Source organism: Vibrio rumoiensis 1S-45 (assembly GCF_000286955.2).
Taxonomy (GTDB): domain Bacteria; phylum Pseudomonadota; class Gammaproteobacteria; order Enterobacterales; family Vibrionaceae; genus Vibrio; species Vibrio rumoiensis_A.
Window position 1 is genome coordinate 150,294 of sequence record NZ_AJYK02000008.1, and the last position, 15,697, is coordinate 165,990.

Genomic DNA, 15,697 nt, shown 5'->3' on the forward strand with positions numbered 1-15,697 from the left:
CCTATAATGATTGATAAGCGTCTAAGACTTGCTGAGGTGCTAAATCTTTTAAGCACTTTAAATGGCCTAAAGGACATTCACGCTTAAAGCATGGACGGCATTCAATATCGGTGTGAACAATCGCTACTTTTTCTGCCAATGGCGGGGTGTATTGTGGAGACGTTGAGCCATATACCCCAATGACTTGGCACCCTACCGCCGCCGCTACATGCATTAACCCAGAATCATTACTGATCACAGTTTCACACGCGCCAAGCAAATCTACGGCTTCAATTAAACTTGTTTTACCTGCCATATCGAAAACATGCTTTTGATTATCCGGTGAGACTAACCCTTTAATGGCTTGAGTCGTGACTTGATCTTTAGCTGAGCCAAACAACCACACTTGTTTTCCTTGGTTAATCATCGAATCAGCAACAGACGCATAATGTTCAACAGGCCACTGTTTTGCTGGGCCAAATTCTGCGCCTGGACATAAACCAATAATCACTCTATCGCGGTTCAATTCAAACTTTTCTATTGTATGGCCTTGGGTAAAGCCATCAATGTGTAATTTAGGTTTTGGTAAAGAATCCATTCCACCTAAAGAAGATGAGTTCACCATTTGGGCTTTCGGGTAAGCCAATGCCACGTAGCGCTCAATCATAAATTGGAATGATTTCTTATTAGGACGAAGATCATTTAACAATCCATAACGCATTTCACCCTTCCAGCCTGTACGTACTGGAATCCCTGCAAACCACGGTATTAACGCTGATTTTGCTGAATTAGGAAGAATAAAAGCATGGGTATAATCTTGAGAACGCAGTTCTTTACCAAGTGCTCTGCGACCAAGAAGATTGAAATCACCATGACCAAGTGGCATCTCAATGGCTTGATGTACTTCTGGCATACGCTCTAAAATTGGCTTACACCAAGCAGGAGCTAGGACGTCAATCAAAGCATCTGGATGCTGTTGCTTCAGAGAAATGTACAGCGATTGTGACATCACCATATCGCCAACCCAAGAAGGGCCGATAACAAGAATTCGATTCATAAACCAATGACCATTAATGTTTATACAGCAGAGTTCAAAAAGTCATAATATTCATCGGGAACACCACAGAATATGACTTCATTTCTAGGGATAAGATGATAATGGATTTTGTTGCCATTTTTTATAAGGTAATTATAAAGTGGGGCGATATACAACTCACCTTTTTCCCATTGCTCTTGAGGAAGGTCCAAATAAGCAAGATAGGCTTCTTTATATTGTACGATGGACTTAAAGTAATACAAGCCAGTGCAACACAAGTTGGATATCGCTCTTTTTTCAGCGGTTTCTATTACTTGAGTAGAGCTTGATGACATTGGTTTTGCAAATGACCAATTGTCACCTTGCCCTGAAAACACTTCTAAGTACCCATCCCACTGATCGATTGCCTCTGGGAATTGGAAATCTGGGCGGAAAGTATCAATATTGAAAACAGTAATGAGTTCAGAGGTAGATTCTATATCCTTTAATCCTAAATACACCGTTTCAGCTTGGCCTCGAGTTTCTTCATTCAAGGTGATAATGGTAACGTTTTTTATGCCAAGTGCGTGGCAACGTTGTTGTACATATCGTGGTGTTTGGTGTACATCACGAACAATGAAAATAAAGTGCTCGGTAGTAAAATAAGCTTCAAAACTGCAAACCGCATGATCAAACAAACTTTTACCATGAGCTTCTAGCATGTACTTTGGTTGGTTAAAACCAGCCTTGAAGAAGCGGGAACTTAATCCAGCCATTGGAATTACTATCATAATTCAGTCTCTAACATCTTGTAATATAATCGGAAAGCATTGGCTAGTAATGCATTTTGCCTCATTGGATCATCACTGTGTAACGGTAGCATAGAAAGGAAAAGTTGTACTTGCATAGCATATATTTCACTTTCACTTAGCTGATAATCGATATTGAGTGTATCTAAAAAAATAGCCTGTACCGTTTCTAAATGTTGAGTGTTAGGTAAATTAAAATTGATTTTATAGTTATCGAGATCGACTTGATAATAGCCGGCAATAATCCAATCGTATAAGCCTAATACAGAATGAGAAATTTTTGCGATATCGTAATGAATGTAACCATATATAGACATATCTCCTTGGGTGGTGATACCACGAGGATCGATGGTTTTTATTTTATTTTTTCTGAAATCATACAGGATGTTACTAAAACAAAAATCACCATGCATGATGCTCGCTTCCGAGTGGCTAGGCAGCCTTTTGGTACTTTCACTTACGAGTTGCTCTAAAGATACCGGCTCACATTGGTTAAAATGCCACAATGCTTTGTTATCGTACTTTCTTGCTCGACAGAATGTTGCAAGCCTTTCGTTGGTTTTGTTGATGAATAATGCATTGATACTATCAACTTTTGAATTTTTAGGTGGCGACACTTTACGGCATTCTTCGATAAATAAAGATAACTGTTTAAAGATCTGTCCCCACACCATTTCAGGTAGGCGAGCAAAAACAAACAATTCATTTAAAGCACATTGAAATAAATATTCTAAGCGATAAGAGTAATTAGAATGTGTTTCAGTATTACCTAAAAATTGTGGGGTAAAATGCTTAATAGAATAAGGAATTTCTTTAAACCAATTGGCTTCTGCTTGAATTTTTATATCGTGAGCGCTGCTCTTTTCGATCCAATCTGAATTTATTTTCAGATGATTAAAGGCTCTCTGAGTTGTAAATTTAGTCTTTGACTGATAGTAAGTATTGACATGGCCAAAATCCATCCAATCATGTATTTGGATGGTCGAAAGTTTCACGTTTTCATTGTAAGTACTTAAAGCTGACAAAAAATCCCAATGGTTTTGGCTGAGAGCTTGGATTAATAAACGGGGAGAAGAAAAGTTAAAGTAACCGCTGATTATCTCACTACTTAAATTTAAATCATTAGAATCGATACTTAAACAATCACTGGACACTGGAGAGCTAATGCTCGCCCAATTATAAGCGCTATCGGTATTAGCCACTGCGATCACATTCTTTTGTTCGGGAATGCTAAGCAAAGTATCACCATAGAGAATGGACAGTTCAGAATCCATTGGTTGCGAGGCAAGAGCGATAGCAGCAATGATTGACTCACCTAAAGATAAATCATCAGGAACCGGAAGAAGAGTAACATTATGCTCTTTTAACCAATTTTCATCGTACTCTTCAACATGATAAGACTGAGGTATAGAGAGGAAAATGGCCTTATTCTTTGGGACACGTTTTAGCTGATGCTGAAAAAGACGCCTATTCCCTAGGGGAAGAAAGGCTGGAGGGAGAGGCCCAAATTCAGCTCTTAACTCTTGTTCAATATAGGCGGCAGACATAATCAAAAACATTAGTTAGTCTCTTTTTTGATCATGTCATGGATTTCTTCTAATGTCATTGAGGTGAACTCAGAAGGACGTATTGCTCTATCATCAATATAAAAGCCTTCGGTGCCACACCAAGGCTTTCCTACTAATACTTCATCGTACGGAACGTCATGTTTATCTAACCATTCAGTGATGATAGGTAAAGTATAAATATTGATTTTTCCAACGTTACCTTCATATGTCCTCATATTACGAGCGGTAGAAATGGTGATAATAAAGCCTTGATTTTTATACTCTCTTAGCTTTTTTATGACGCCATTGTTTGGTGAGACATTATGATAATCAGAGGTGTCTGCCTTGGTAATAGTACCATCAAGGTCTACGATGAGTCTTTTCATATAGCAGTTACGTTTTGAAATAAGTTATACTACTTTAACACTTACTCGATTTGAGATATACCACCTTTAATTTCACTTTGCTTTTGGTGTTAGAGAATTGTTTTAATTGTTAATTCATCAGAGTGATAACCAGCTTATTTATAAGGTATCTCTTTGTTATTTGATTCGTAATGAGATTTAGATGAAAGAATTTAAAGATATCACTGTCGTTGTCCAAGGCCCAGTGCAAACATTAAATGGTCGGGAGCAAGAAGAAAATATCACTTATAAATGTTTATCTTCAATACGTAAATATCTTCCCGGTGCAAGTATCATTTTGTCTACTTGGGAAGGGCAGAATATCGAAGGGCTAGATTTTGATGAGTTGGTGCTTAACGCCGACCCTGGTAGTAATATCCGGAATATAAAGCCGAGTGGCGAACAACAAAAATATAACAACAATAGGCAGATTGTATCGTCTTACAATGGATTAAAGAAAGTTCGAACTCAATATGCGATGAAGCTTAGAAGTGATAACTACCTAACATCCAATAGCTTTGTTCAATTGCAAAAAGATTACAAACAACGATCTGAAAAGTATAAGTTTTTAAAAGAAAGAGTCGTTGTTGCGGATGTTTTTTCGCGTAAATATGCCAAAGGATTCCCTGTCGCCTTCCACATTAGCGATTTCTTTTATTTTGGATTAGCTGAAGATGTACTGTCTCTTTGGAGTATGCCTCTATTTGAGGACTTTCAACCAACGGATCATTGTCAATACAATAAAGGATACCCTGACTTTGTAACCGACTGTACGCAAGAGTTATTTATAAAAGCGCTGCAACAATTTGATCTATCTTTAAACCTCGAAAGCTTACTTGATAACGATAAAAACAAGCTCTATCAATCTGAGCTTTGTATAGCGAATAACCTAATAGTTGCGCCAATGAGTATGATTGGTTTGGAGTTAACAGAAAAGTTTAAAGGCAAGGCTCGAGTATCTAGCCCTAAGGGCAAAGCTGCACATATACATTTTTTTGAGTGGCTTATTTGGTATAAAAAATATTGTGATGTAGGTATAGAGCTAGATGATTTAAAAATTCAACGCTTGACCCTTTTCTTTCGTCGGCTTTTTTATATATTTCCATATAGATTGGAAACATTATATAAAATAAAAAAAAGAAAGAAAAAGCACTAGCTTTAGGTGTATGAATTTCCGTTATTCATCTCTTTTAAATTCGTATTTATAGATTAAGTGAAATTTATCATTACGTAATTTGGATATAAATAAGGTAACCCATTCCGGTTACCTTATTAATAGAAAATATTTTTAAATATTAGTTATTTTCATCTCATTTTATTGGTTAAGTAAGGTGAAGGTAAATGAGGTCTTATATTCAATGTTAGATATTTCGGTCGCTTAACATTTTAAAAAAGTTTAAATGTAATTGAGCTGTATCTTGTAGAGAAAAGTTATTTATTACTCGTTGTTGAGCTAATTTACCCATAGATTTTCTATGCTCTTCGGAGGTACATAATAAACGAATTTTTTCAGAAATAGAGGCGCTGTCATTTACGGGAACGACATAACCAGATTCACCATCGACTAATAGTTCTTTGCCACCACCAGTAGTCGTTACTATAGAGGGAACAGCCATGGACATAGCTTCAATAATAGTTTTGGGTAGCCCCTCTCCACTCACGGATGGTTGAATCTGCATATCACTTGTTGCAAGGATTTCAGGGACATCTTTTCGATATCCTAAAAAATGAATACGTTCTTTCATACCGCTAGATTTAGCTAACGCTAGGTTCTTTTCTGTATCCATATCTCGACCGATCAATAGAAAATGCAAATTTTCAATATCGGATAATTGTGAAGCACTATCAAGTAAAACATGAACGCCTTTACTTGGTCTGGCATTGGCAATACAGGTGACAACAATTGCATCTTCAGGAAGATTTAACTTTGATCGCTCGATAGGTTGTGCTTGATACCAGCTTAAATCGTGTCCTTTATAGATGGTTACAACATTATCTGAATGAATCCAAACACGCTTCTTTACATCATCAGTTACAGCCTGTGCAACACAACTAATACCATTGACCCTCGGGTGCAAGTGAGTGAGGTAGGCTGTTGGATCATATCGATATAAACCACCAACTGTACCTCGATAAGTCACCATTTTGGTATTTTTAAAACCAATACATGCAAAAGCAGCATTGGGAATTGTTTTTGAATTCATGGCATACACTATATCGTAATGAGTACTTTTAAGTTCATTGCGTAATGTTTTAATGGTCTTGCAACAAACTTTTTTAGTTGGGTAGCAATCAATAACTTTAATACCATTTTCTTTAAAGCGTGGAACATATTCAGATTGTCCCTGAGTAACAATAGTTAAGGTATGGCCAAGTTTAACCATTTGAATAAACATCTCTGCCTCGGGTCTGACACTATTCCACGAATCTTTATAGGAGCTGAAAATTAGAATATTCATAAGTTGCCTTTAGGGATTTTTAGCTTGATAGCTCCACTTGTGATTAAAAACACAGCTAGAATTAATGGATAGAAAATAGCTCCAGAGTTATGGGCAAAAAAGGATTGAGTTAAGCAGTAACCCATAGTAGAGAGAATATGAATTACACCACACTGTTTTAAGGTCTCTTGTTCAAGACTTCGAGTATCTAATTTTGAGAATAAATACAAAGGATAGAAAAAAACAGCAAAGAAAGCACATAAACCAACAATGCCAAAGACGGATAAGTACTCTAAAAATTGGTTATGAGCATGCATTGGTATCCAGACATTTTCAATTTTAGGTATTTGGCCTGTTTCAATTTGTACTTTTCTTGATTCTACTCTTTGGATATATCCAGCTCCAAATAAAGGGTACTCTTTAGTGGTTAAAATGGCACTTTCCCATAATGCTAAACGGACGCCCAATGAAGTTTCGGGATTACCTCTATCGAATTGATTGATATCATTTACAGCGCTGGTTAGTCTACTTTCAAAGTTTTGAGACTGTCCTATGCCCACTATCACTATTCCAATTGTTACTAGGCTTAGTAAACATACCTTTTTATTTATGAAGAATTGTTTATTGCAGTAAATTAAATAAATGAAAATAATAGGCAATATAATCCAAGCCCCACGAGAACCGGATAAAATACTAGAGGATAACCCTAGAACTACTGAAGCTAAAGATAAAATAAATAAAGGGTAGTTTCGGGTTTTTATAAAATAAAAAGAAAAACAAGCAGAAATAAGGCCTATAGTTGTGATCATATCTCCATCTTGGATAGGCATGTATCCTTTGAACCAAGGAATGCTGGGGATATTTGTAAATGCTCTAATCTCGTTATATTTTTGGGTTTGGATGATGGCAATAGCAAAGCCAGTAAATGATGCGATTGTTGTACCTAACATCACCCATATCAATTTTGGTGGGTATTTTAAAAGCAGTACAATGATTAAAAGAGAAATAATAAATCGACTAGGTTGGTCTATATAAGATAATTTTCCACCTTTGATTAAAATTGAAAGTGTAATTATTGTTATGAATGTGAAAAATATAACAGTTAAAACCCAAAATTTATTCGGAAGTTCTGATATTTTTATGGGATATATAAAAAGTATAGCTGGAATGATAAGAAAGAAGCCTGCAATATTATGTCCTTTACCTATGATAAAAAATGAACCGATAGATAAGCAAAGACATAAGCTAACCAAGATGTTGATTTTAGGGTTATTTTTTTGATAATAAGTTAATGGGGTAACATTCATTAGCAGTTCTTTGTTTTATAAGGGTTAATGTCTGAATTTGGTCTTGTTTTTAATAAACGCAAAATCCACATGTACTGTTCAGGCTTTAGGGTCACGTATTCTTCAATACATTCATTCATCATACGAGCATCTTGGTGCTCATCGCCGGTTGGAAAAGGCAGAGCGGGATAAAAATCAAGCTCGTACTGGCCAGTTTGACTATTATACATAGCAAAAAGAGGGACGATTTTCGCTTTACTAAGTTTAGATAATCGACCTAACCCGGCAATAGTGGCTTTTTCTGTGGCAAAGAAATCAACAAAAACACTATGGTCACGCCCTAGATCTTCATCCGGTAAGTAATACCCTAAATAGCCATCTTTACGCACTGATTTAATAAAAGGTTTAATACCAACACTGCGATCATAAACACGGCCACCATATTGAACACGTTGTTTGTGCATTAGCCAATCTGCGACAAGGTTTTTTTGGCTTTTCGCCATAGCGGAAACAGGAAGCCCGCGCGATGCTAATAAAATGGCTGGAATATCGATAGCCCAAGTGTGCGGAACTAACAGAATCACTCTTTCATCTTGAGCTAGAATATCTTCGACATGCTCTAATCCACGAATGGTGGTGTTTTTTTCTAGCCATTGTTTGCTGCGTAAACTGGTTGAAGCAAAGCTCATCATAAACATAATGGCCGTTATGTACATGTTGTATAACATTGCTTCGCGTTCAGACTCAGTTTTATCTGGAAAGCACATGGATAAATTGATGCGAGCGCGCTTTCCAGCACCCGATTTGGGTTTAACGGCTAACTTTGCAAGTGATTTAGCCAGTGCATGTTTAATACTTTTAGGTAAAAAACTCGTCAAGCAAGCAAAGAATACGGCAATCCAAGTCCCCCAATATTTAGGCGCTAAAAAGCCCCATTGAAAAGTCGGATCGTATGCATATTCATCAAAGTCGTTACGTTGTTGCGTCATAAATACTCGTATTCAAATATTAAGCAAGAAAGAACAGTAGGTAAGGCGTCTAATACAAGAGCCTCACACTTATTGGTTTACTTATTTATCTCAGCCAAGTACTCAGCAACACCTTCGGCGACGGTTTTAAACTCTACTTCACACCCTGCTGCGCGAAGTTTATCTAAATTAGCTTGAGTGTATTCTTGATAAGCACCTTTTAAATGCTCAGGAAATGGAATGCTTTCGATATTGCCTTTACCATGATGCTTAACGACGGCTTCAGCCACCGCACGGAAAGGTTCTGCTTTGCCTGTGCCACAGTTAAAAATGCCGGATACACCACTTTCCATGAACCATAAATTCACTTTACAAACATCGCCCACATAAATGAAATCACGTTTAAACTGATCGCTGCCTTCAAACAATTTGGCATTTTCACCGGCAAGTAATTGATTATTTAAGTGGAAGGCGACCGAAGCCATGCTGCCTTTGTGTTGCTCACGAGGGCCATAAACATTGAAATAACGAAAGCCAGTAATTTGCGAAAGTGTTTCGCCATGTTCTTTCGCATCAGCCCATAAACGGCGAACATAATTATCAAATTGTTGCTTTGAATAACCGTACACATTCAATGCACCTTCATATTCTCGCTCTTCAATAAAGTCCTGATCTTGTGCGCCGTAAGTGGCAGCCGATGAGGCGTATAAGAAAGGAATTTGTCGCTCAATAGAATAATGCAGTAACTCTTTTGAATATTCGTAGTTATTCAGCATCATGTACTTGCCATCCCATTCAGTGGTTGCCGAGCAAGCACCTTCGTGGAAAATAGCATCGATTGGGCCGAAATCATCACCCGCCATCACTTGGGTCAGAAAATCATCGCGGTCCATATAATCGGTAATGTCTAAATCGACTAGGTTCTTAAATTTGTGACCATTTTTTAAGTTGTCGACAACTAAAATGTCGTTATAGCCAGCTTCATTTAAAGCTTTAACAATGTTGCTGCCAATCATGCCAGCGCCGCCTGTAACGATAATCATATTTACTTCCTAGAAAATTCAAAACATAGACAGGTGAAGTATATCAGAAGAAAGACTGAGCGCGAAAACATCTCGACATTTACAGAAATGAACGATTTTCAGCTTATTATTATACTGCCATTCAATGAGTTCACTTTTGTTAGCTTTTCTTTAAATGCTTCTTTGGTATCAGATTCACCATGAATTAAAAAAACTGTTTTTGGGGGCGTAGGTATTCCTTTAATAAATGCGAGCAAATCATCTTGGTCGGCATGGGCCGAATAACCAGACATGGTATGAACTTGAGCGTGAACGGCTACCGGCATTTCATTAATGTAAATCGTATGATTTCCTTGCTGAATTTTTCGACCTAATGTGCCGTTCGCTTGATAACCCGCAAGAATAAGATCGGTGCGCTTTTCTGGTAAAAGTGCAGTGAGGTAATTCATGATTCTCCCTCCATTACACATACCGCTAGCCGCGACGACAATAGCCGCCTCATTGGTTGATGAAAGGCGGTTGATTAACTTTTGATGTTCCTTATGACTATCTATCGTGATCAACTGTTCGAATGATAATGGATGTCGTTGATGTTCATCACCAACCAAACATTCCTCATTCCATAGTTGTTTAAAGTGCTTATATTCTTTGGTGACCTTAAGTGCTAAAGGGGAATCAAGAATAATAGGCAAGGTCTGCCAAAAATCATCAGATGTGGTTTTGGATTCTATGCTGTGAGCAATTAAACGTTCGATATCAAATAAAATCTCTTGAGTTCGGCCAACGCTAAAAGCTGGAATTAAAATCACACCACCATCGCGTAATGAGCGTTTTACAATAGCTTCTAATCGTTGTGAACGTGTCGCCACATTATCATGAGATTGATCACCATAGGTTGTTTCAATAACTAAATAATCCGCTTGCTGCGGTGAAACTGGATCGGGCAATAATGGTGTGTTTCTTGGGCCTAAGTCGCCAGAGAAAACAATGATTTCTTTATTGGGAAGTTGGATCTCCACATAAGCAGAACCAAGAATATGTCCTGCAGGTGAAAATCGTATATAAGCTAGATGAGAATCAATATCGCATTTAAGATCAAGCCATTGATGATACTTTATCGGTTCAATAAGCTTGGTAATTCGTGCCAGTACTTGTTTTCGTTGTTTGGCATTTAACCCAAGTTGCAGCCTTAACCCATCATCGAGCATTAAGGGAATAAGCGCGGCAGTAGCTTCTGTGCAATATATGGGTTGATCAAATCCCGCTGCTAACAACCATGGCAGTCGACCAATGTGATCAATATGAGTATGGGTGATAATTAATGCTTGTACATGCTCAATTGGAAACTCAATGTTTAACGACTCAACATCGTTTTCCTTAGCATCGTTACCTTGAAAAAGCCCACAATCAATAAGAATACCTTTTCCATCAATAGAAAGCTCATGACAGGAACCTGTTACGGTATTTTTTCCGCCATGATGACTTAAATAATAATTATGACCGGAGTGTAATTGGTGAGTTTGGGTTAACATCTATCCACCTAATGACAATTGTAAATATTAAATTAATTGATCTTTTATAAACAAAATATTAAGCAATTTCACTCTAATATATTGAAGTTAAATCAATATATTAGAGTGAAGGAGTTAAAGTGGGGTAAATCTGCATAGAGTGTCACATAAGTAAGAAAATGCTGACTTTGATAGATGGTTTATTTAACCATTCAGACTCGCAGTACCGGCCAGTTAGTGATAAACTTCACAAGTATTTTTACTATCTTTTTCTAAACACGCCTTGAGGATGCGTCTAACCTTAGGGCGGTAGCATGCCATTTTCAGGAGTTCATGTGAGCCAGCCACAACCCCCAACGCAACATTCAACCGAACAAGCCACTGTACATCCTCACTACTATTATCCTCAACAACAAGAGGATGAAATTGATTTACGTGAGCTGTTTGCCGCGTTATGGCAAGGCAAATGGATTATTATTGCTTGTACATTGGTATGTACCGTGTTAGCAATTGTTTATGCATTAATAGCAAAGGAACAATGGTCTTCAACGGCTAAGATCGCACAACCCCAAGTGAGTGATTACAGCGAATATCAAAATCAAGTGATGCAATTTCAACCGATATTTGATGTTTATCAAGATGACGGTACGGTATTGGTTAGCAATGCGTTACAAGGCTTAACGCAAGCGAATAGTCTCTATCGTTTATTTATTGACGAGTTTAATTCTTCGAGTAACAAAAAAGCATTTTTAGAAACATCGCCAGTATTTCAAAAAGACAAAGATTTGTTAGATGACTCTAGCAATGAAGACAGTGTACGTAAGCTTTATTATGACTGGTACAAACTGTTATCTATAAAACCGGAAGATGCTAAGCAACTCAATAGTACTTATGTTATGACAGCCAGCGCTGAAACATCACAAGACAGTTTTGATATGCTGAAAAGTTATATTCAGTTTATTGATGAAAAAGTACACCGTAAAGTTATTAATAATTTAGTTGCAACTATTAGCTCTAAAGAAAATGAGCTCCATCAACAATCTATCATGCTTACTAAACAAGCACAGCAACGTTTAATAGTAGAAAAAGAACGCAGTGAATATGCTTTAACAATTGCTCAAGCTGCTGGAGTAACAAAGCCCCTACAAAACTTCGGTGATAAAGAATTGTTTGCAATTAATTTAGGGTCGGATGCACTAAAAGCGAAAGTAGAAGCACTTTCTAAAGTTAAAAATCTAAGTGTAATTGAGCCAAGATTAGAGCAACTAAATTCAAAGTTGGAGCAAATTGAAAAATTAAAGATTAATGATGGTATTAGGTTTTCTGCATATAGTTATTTGGAACAGCCTGAGAAAATGGTATTTCGAGATAAGCCAAAAAGAGCTGTCATTACATTTTTTGGTTTGTTGTTAGGGGGAGGTATTGGTATTGTTTTTGTGATGTGTCGATTTGTATTTACACGGAAAAAATAGTTTAAATTATTTAGGGTTAGTGATTACGTAAACTATATTAATTAGGTCGACTCTCTAATTAATAGCTACAGACTAAAAAGCTAGATCAATTTTTTATAAGTTTATGCTATTTATTAATAAGTCACATCAATCTATTCGTGTATATTAAATGGCTAGCAGGTAGTTTAATGTTTTTTTTATTGAATAACAAAGACACATTGATGGTGTTCCTGGATAAGTTAATTATTGCAGGAAAGGGGCCGATTATAATTGTGGGGATTTTGTTTTTTTTAAATATAGAAGAACAAGGTTTATGGTATACCTTTATTAGCTTATCGGCTTTGAGTGGATTAGCTGAAATGGGGTTCACCACTATTATTAGTCAATTTGTAAGTCATGAGCATGCTAATCTTAAAAATAAGAATGGATACTTGCGTGGTAAAAGAAAATCATTAGATAAAGCATTTGGGCTTGTTCGATATGCCGTACGAGTATATTGTTATATTGTACCATTAGCTATTTTTATATTAACGGTGGTTGGTTGGTATTTTTTCAAAGATCAATCATTTACAATACTAATTGCTTGGTTTGGATATTGCATATTATCTGGGTTGAATCTCGTCGCGAGTTTATTACAATCAATATATCGCGGCTTTGATCGCGTATTTCATACTCATTTAATTAAAGCTGTCAGTAATGTGATTTCGATTGTGGTACTGTTTATTTCTCTGTTTTTAGGTGCGGGTTTATTTGCCTTGCCTATATCTATGGCTGTATTGTTACTGTCAGCATTGATTTTATTATTTAATGTAGATAAAAGATTTTGGCTGCAATTAATTCGCCATAAAATCAAATACTTTCATTCATGGTATGATGAAATTATTTCTTTGCAAGCTAAGTTTTCAGTGAGCTTTTTTTGTGGTTACTTCATGTTTAACCTTTTTGTCCCGCTTGCGTTCAAGTATCAAGGCGCTGTAATCGCTGGACAATTAGGTTTAACATTAACAATTGTACGAACAATTTCATCTTTTTCATATACTTGGCTAGAATCAAAGCTTCCCAGTATGAATATGATGGCAGCCAAGATGCAGAGAGATAACTTAAATCAACTATTTTGGAAAAAAACCCAGTTATCTGTTATGACTTTCTTTTTTGGTTCGATTATATTATTAATGATTATATTTTTAATAAATAAATATTCTTTTTATGAATATAGGGTTCTTGATTTTAAAGTGATATTTTTTATTGTTTTATCTGAGGCTTCGATTGTCTGTATGAGCATTTACGCTATTTTTGTGAGAGCACATAAAATTGAGCCTTTTCATTATGTATCAATTATTAGTGCTTTTTCTGTTGCAGGTATCTCTTTTTATTTTATGATGGCATCAGATGTTTATTACTTATATATAGCTTTGGCAATTTTTCAATGGTTCATTATGTTACCTATGTTTTTGGTTGTGGGCTATCAAGCAATGGAAAAGTATTACTTGTTAAATAATCAGCGATTGGAAATGAGAAAATAATGAAAGGAAAAAATATACTGATCATAGGTTCTCAAGGTTTCATTGGGAAAAATATTGTTGAAAAGTTATCTGAAGATAACAACTTAGTTCTATTTGACCGTGATTTTAGCCAGCTAAATACAGCAGTACTTAATTTATCAAACGTAAAGTTTGTTGAAGGAAACTTATCAGCTTATGAATTAATTGAAAATACGATTACAATTAATCGTATCGATATAGTTATACATTTAGTTTCTAGCCTTATTCCATCTAGTGAAAGTAGTGATTTTTTTAATGAGTTTCAAGAGGTAATTGAACCGACATATAAATTATTGAATTATCTTTGTAAGAAAAAAATAAAGGTTATTTTTTTCTCATCTGGAGGGACGATCTATGGTGAAACAAATGAGAATTTAATTACTGAAAAACATGTTTCTGAACCTATTAATTATTATGGCTACAGTAAATTATTGATCGAAAATTATATTCAATATCTTCATCGAACTAATGGGTTAACATATGTCATTATCAGGCCTTCAAATGTTTATGGAAAGTATCAACGGTTAGATCGTAAGCAGGGTTTTATAGCTGTAGCTATAGGCAAAATTATTGCCAATAAAGCGGTTGAAATTTTTGGTGATGGCGAGACTATACGTGACTATATTGATGTTACAGACTTAGCGTTGGTTATAAGTAAGCTTGTAAAGCAAGATATTAAGAATAAAGTACTGAATGTTGGTTCTGGAGTAGGTGTAAGTTTAAATGAAATTCTTACTCACTTACAGTCTATCATTCATAAAGATATAATTATAATAAATAAAAACAATCGAAAGGTTGACGTGGACAAGGTTATTTTAGATATAAGAGAGCTTAAAAAAAATATCAATTTTGAACCTAAAGAAATAGGTCAGGGGATTAAAGATTTTCTTTCTTATATAAGAGAAAATAATGAGTGATAATAACTTAGCATTAGCAATACCAACTTATAATCGATGTGATATATTGGCAGAAAATTTATTAAATATGATGCCGGAATTAAATAGGTTTAACATTCCTGTGTACATTTCTGATGATAGTTCAAATAATGAAACAAGAGATATGATTTCAGATTTTAAAAAATCATATCCTTATATTTATTATTACCGTAACACCCCAAGTTTAGGACATGATGATAATTGTTATAAGACACTTAGTTTACCTAATGAAAAATATATTTGGTATCTGGGTGACTCAATGATTATTAAGCCTGGATCGGTGGAAGCTATATTGAAATTAATTAGAAACAATTCTTATGATTTCATTATAACGAATAGTGAAAATAGAGGCTTGTCCTTAAAAACAGGTTTACTAACTGATAAAAACAAAGTTTTTTCAGATCTTGCTTGGCACCTGACATTAACAGGAGCATGTATTTACAGCAAGGATATAATAAAAAAACATAAAAATATTGATTATTTTAAAAATTTCCCACAAACATCAATTATTCTGAAGAGTATTTGCCAGGATTGTAAGCTTTATTATTTGAATGAGTTTGGAACTGCACTTAATGTAAAGAAAGTAAGCTATTGGAATGATAATGTATTCGATGTTTTCGCTAAAGATTGGGTTAAATTTATCAGATGCATACAAAAATATTGTGATGAAAATTTTGATGCCACGGAAGTAATAAAGAGTCATTCAAAAAATACAGGTATATTTGGTGTTTCTAACTTGATTAATTATCGAATATCAGGGGTGTTAAATTTCAGGAAATATACAAAATATC

The 15,697-nt window shown here is 35.6% G+C and carries 14 protein-coding genes; 5 read left to right on the forward strand and 9 right to left on the reverse strand.

Annotated features, from left to right (window positions below; all coding sequences use genetic code 11):
- Nucleotide 1: 1 nt before the first annotated feature.
- Genes waaF through A1QC_RS01875 form a run of 4 tightly spaced genes read right to left on the reverse strand, consistent with a single transcriptional unit; the run spans nucleotide 2 to nucleotide 3,736 of the window.
- Entirely contained in the window at nucleotides 2-1,036 is a 1,035-nt protein-coding gene (gene waaF / locus A1QC_RS01860; RefSeq protein WP_017026675.1) for a lipopolysaccharide heptosyltransferase II, read from the reverse strand.
- A gap of 20 nt (nucleotides 1,037-1,056) precedes the next feature.
- A complete protein-coding gene (locus A1QC_RS01865; protein ID WP_017026676.1) occupies nucleotides 1,057-1,785 on the reverse strand; it encodes a glycosyltransferase family 2 protein in 729 nt (242 codons plus the stop codon).
- The gene (locus A1QC_RS01870) at nucleotides 1,782-3,362 is read right to left on the reverse strand and encodes a hypothetical protein (RefSeq protein ID WP_017026677.1); all 1,581 of its coding nucleotides are present in this window, start codon (nucleotides 3,360-3,362) and stop codon (nucleotides 1,782-1,784) included. The genes A1QC_RS01865 and A1QC_RS01870 overlap by 4 nt, the downstream gene beginning before the upstream one ends.
- Entirely contained in the window at nucleotides 3,362-3,736 is a 375-nt protein-coding gene (locus A1QC_RS01875) for an HAD-IIIC family phosphatase (protein WP_017026678.1), read from the reverse strand. The genes A1QC_RS01870 and A1QC_RS01875 overlap by 1 nt, the downstream gene beginning before the upstream one ends.
- Before the next feature lie 181 nt (nucleotides 3,737-3,917).
- Between A1QC_RS01875 and A1QC_RS01880 the strand changes: the two genes are divergently transcribed.
- Complete coding sequence (locus tag A1QC_RS01880) at nucleotides 3,918-4,910, forward strand: WavE lipopolysaccharide synthesis family protein (RefSeq protein ID WP_017026679.1); 993 nt, start codon at nucleotides 3,918-3,920, stop codon at nucleotides 4,908-4,910.
- Nucleotides 4,911-5,115: 205 nt separating this feature from the next.
- Here the strand turns inward: A1QC_RS01880 and A1QC_RS01885 are convergent, their stop codons facing one another.
- The 5 genes from A1QC_RS01885 to A1QC_RS01905 all read right to left on the reverse strand — a co-directional run bounded on the left by A1QC_RS01885 (nucleotide 5,116) and on the right by A1QC_RS01905 (nucleotide 11,000).
- A complete protein-coding gene (locus tag A1QC_RS01885; protein WP_017026680.1) occupies nucleotides 5,116-6,213 on the reverse strand; it encodes a glycosyltransferase family 4 protein in 1,098 nt (365 codons plus the stop codon).
- A complete protein-coding gene (locus A1QC_RS01890) occupies nucleotides 6,210-7,499 on the reverse strand; it encodes an O-antigen ligase family protein (RefSeq protein ID WP_017026681.1) in 1,290 nt (429 codons plus the stop codon). Before A1QC_RS01890 ends, A1QC_RS01885 begins: the two co-directional genes overlap by 4 nt.
- A complete protein-coding gene (gene lpxM, locus A1QC_RS01895) occupies nucleotides 7,499-8,467 on the reverse strand; it encodes a lauroyl-Kdo(2)-lipid IV(A) myristoyltransferase (protein WP_017026682.1) in 969 nt (322 codons plus the stop codon). The genes A1QC_RS01890 and lpxM overlap by 1 nt, the downstream gene beginning before the upstream one ends.
- A gap of 77 nt (nucleotides 8,468-8,544) precedes the next feature.
- Nucleotides 8,545-9,489: an ADP-glyceromanno-heptose 6-epimerase gene (rfaD, locus tag A1QC_RS01900; protein WP_017026683.1), complete on the reverse strand. Its 945-nt coding sequence runs from the start codon at nucleotides 9,487-9,489 to the stop codon at nucleotides 8,545-8,547.
- A 98-nt stretch (nucleotides 9,490-9,587) separates the two neighbouring features.
- Complete coding sequence (locus A1QC_RS01905; RefSeq protein WP_017026684.1) at nucleotides 9,588-11,000, reverse strand: MBL fold metallo-hydrolase RNA specificity domain-containing protein; 1,413 nt, start codon at nucleotides 10,998-11,000, stop codon at nucleotides 9,588-9,590.
- Nucleotides 11,001-11,293: 293 nt separating this feature from the next.
- On the opposite strand from A1QC_RS01905, the gene A1QC_RS01910 reads away from it, so the two are divergent.
- The 4 genes from A1QC_RS01910 to A1QC_RS01925 all read left to right on the forward strand — a co-directional run.
- Nucleotides 11,294-12,451 (forward strand): LPS O-antigen chain length determinant protein WzzB, encoded by a 1,158-nt coding sequence (locus A1QC_RS01910; RefSeq protein ID WP_017026685.1) that lies wholly within the window; start codon nucleotides 11,294-11,296, stop codon nucleotides 12,449-12,451.
- Nucleotides 12,452-12,618: 167 nt separating this feature from the next.
- Nucleotides 12,619-13,953: a hypothetical protein gene (locus A1QC_RS01915; RefSeq protein ID WP_017026686.1), complete on the forward strand. Its 1,335-nt coding sequence runs from the start codon at nucleotides 12,619-12,621 to the stop codon at nucleotides 13,951-13,953.
- Nucleotides 13,953-14,888: an NAD-dependent epimerase/dehydratase family protein gene (locus tag A1QC_RS01920; protein WP_017026687.1), complete on the forward strand. Its 936-nt coding sequence runs from the start codon at nucleotides 13,953-13,955 to the stop codon at nucleotides 14,886-14,888. Before A1QC_RS01915 ends, A1QC_RS01920 begins: the two co-directional genes overlap by 1 nt.
- Nucleotides 14,881-15,697 (forward strand): glycosyltransferase family 2 protein (locus A1QC_RS01925; protein WP_017026688.1); only part of this gene is annotated, 817 nt, incomplete at its 3' end. The genes A1QC_RS01920 and A1QC_RS01925, both read left to right, overlap by 8 nt.

Coding starts and splice junctions, on each gene's coding strand:
- A1QC_RS01880 (WP_017026679.1), top strand. CDS start 3,918: ATGAAAGAATTTAAAGATATCACTGTCGTTGTCCAAGGCCCAGTGCAA.
- rfaD (WP_017026683.1), bottom strand. CDS start 9,489: ATGATTATCGTTACAGGCGGCGCTGGCATGATTGGCAGCAACATTGTT.
- A1QC_RS01905 (WP_017026684.1), bottom strand. CDS start 11,000: ATGTTAACCCAAACTCACCAATTACACTCCGGTCATAATTATTATTTA.
- waaF (WP_017026675.1), bottom strand. CDS start 1,036: ATGAATCGAATTCTTGTTATCGGCCCTTCTTGGGTTGGCGATATGGTG.
- A1QC_RS01870 (WP_017026677.1), bottom strand. CDS start 3,362: ATGTTTTTGATTATGTCTGCCGCCTATATTGAACAAGAGTTAAGAGCT.
- A1QC_RS01875 (WP_017026678.1), bottom strand. CDS start 3,736: ATGAAAAGACTCATCGTAGACCTTGATGGTACTATTACCAAGGCAGAC.
- lpxM (WP_017026682.1), bottom strand. CDS start 8,467: ATGACGCAACAACGTAACGACTTTGATGAATATGCATACGATCCGACT.
- A1QC_RS01885 (WP_017026680.1), bottom strand. CDS start 6,213: ATGAATATTCTAATTTTCAGCTCCTATAAAGATTCGTGGAATAGTGTC.
- A1QC_RS01920 (WP_017026687.1), top strand. CDS start 13,953: ATGAAAGGAAAAAATATACTGATCATAGGTTCTCAAGGTTTCATTGGG.
- A1QC_RS01915 (WP_017026686.1), top strand. CDS start 12,619: ATGTTTTTTTTATTGAATAACAAAGACACATTGATGGTGTTCCTGGAT.
- A1QC_RS01890 (WP_017026681.1), bottom strand. CDS start 7,499: ATGAATGTTACCCCATTAACTTATTATCAAAAAAATAACCCTAAAATC.
- A1QC_RS01865 (WP_017026676.1), bottom strand. CDS start 1,785: ATGATAGTAATTCCAATGGCTGGATTAAGTTCCCGCTTCTTCAAGGCT.
- A1QC_RS01910 (WP_017026685.1), top strand. CDS start 11,294: ATGCCATTTTCAGGAGTTCATGTGAGCCAGCCACAACCCCCAACGCAA.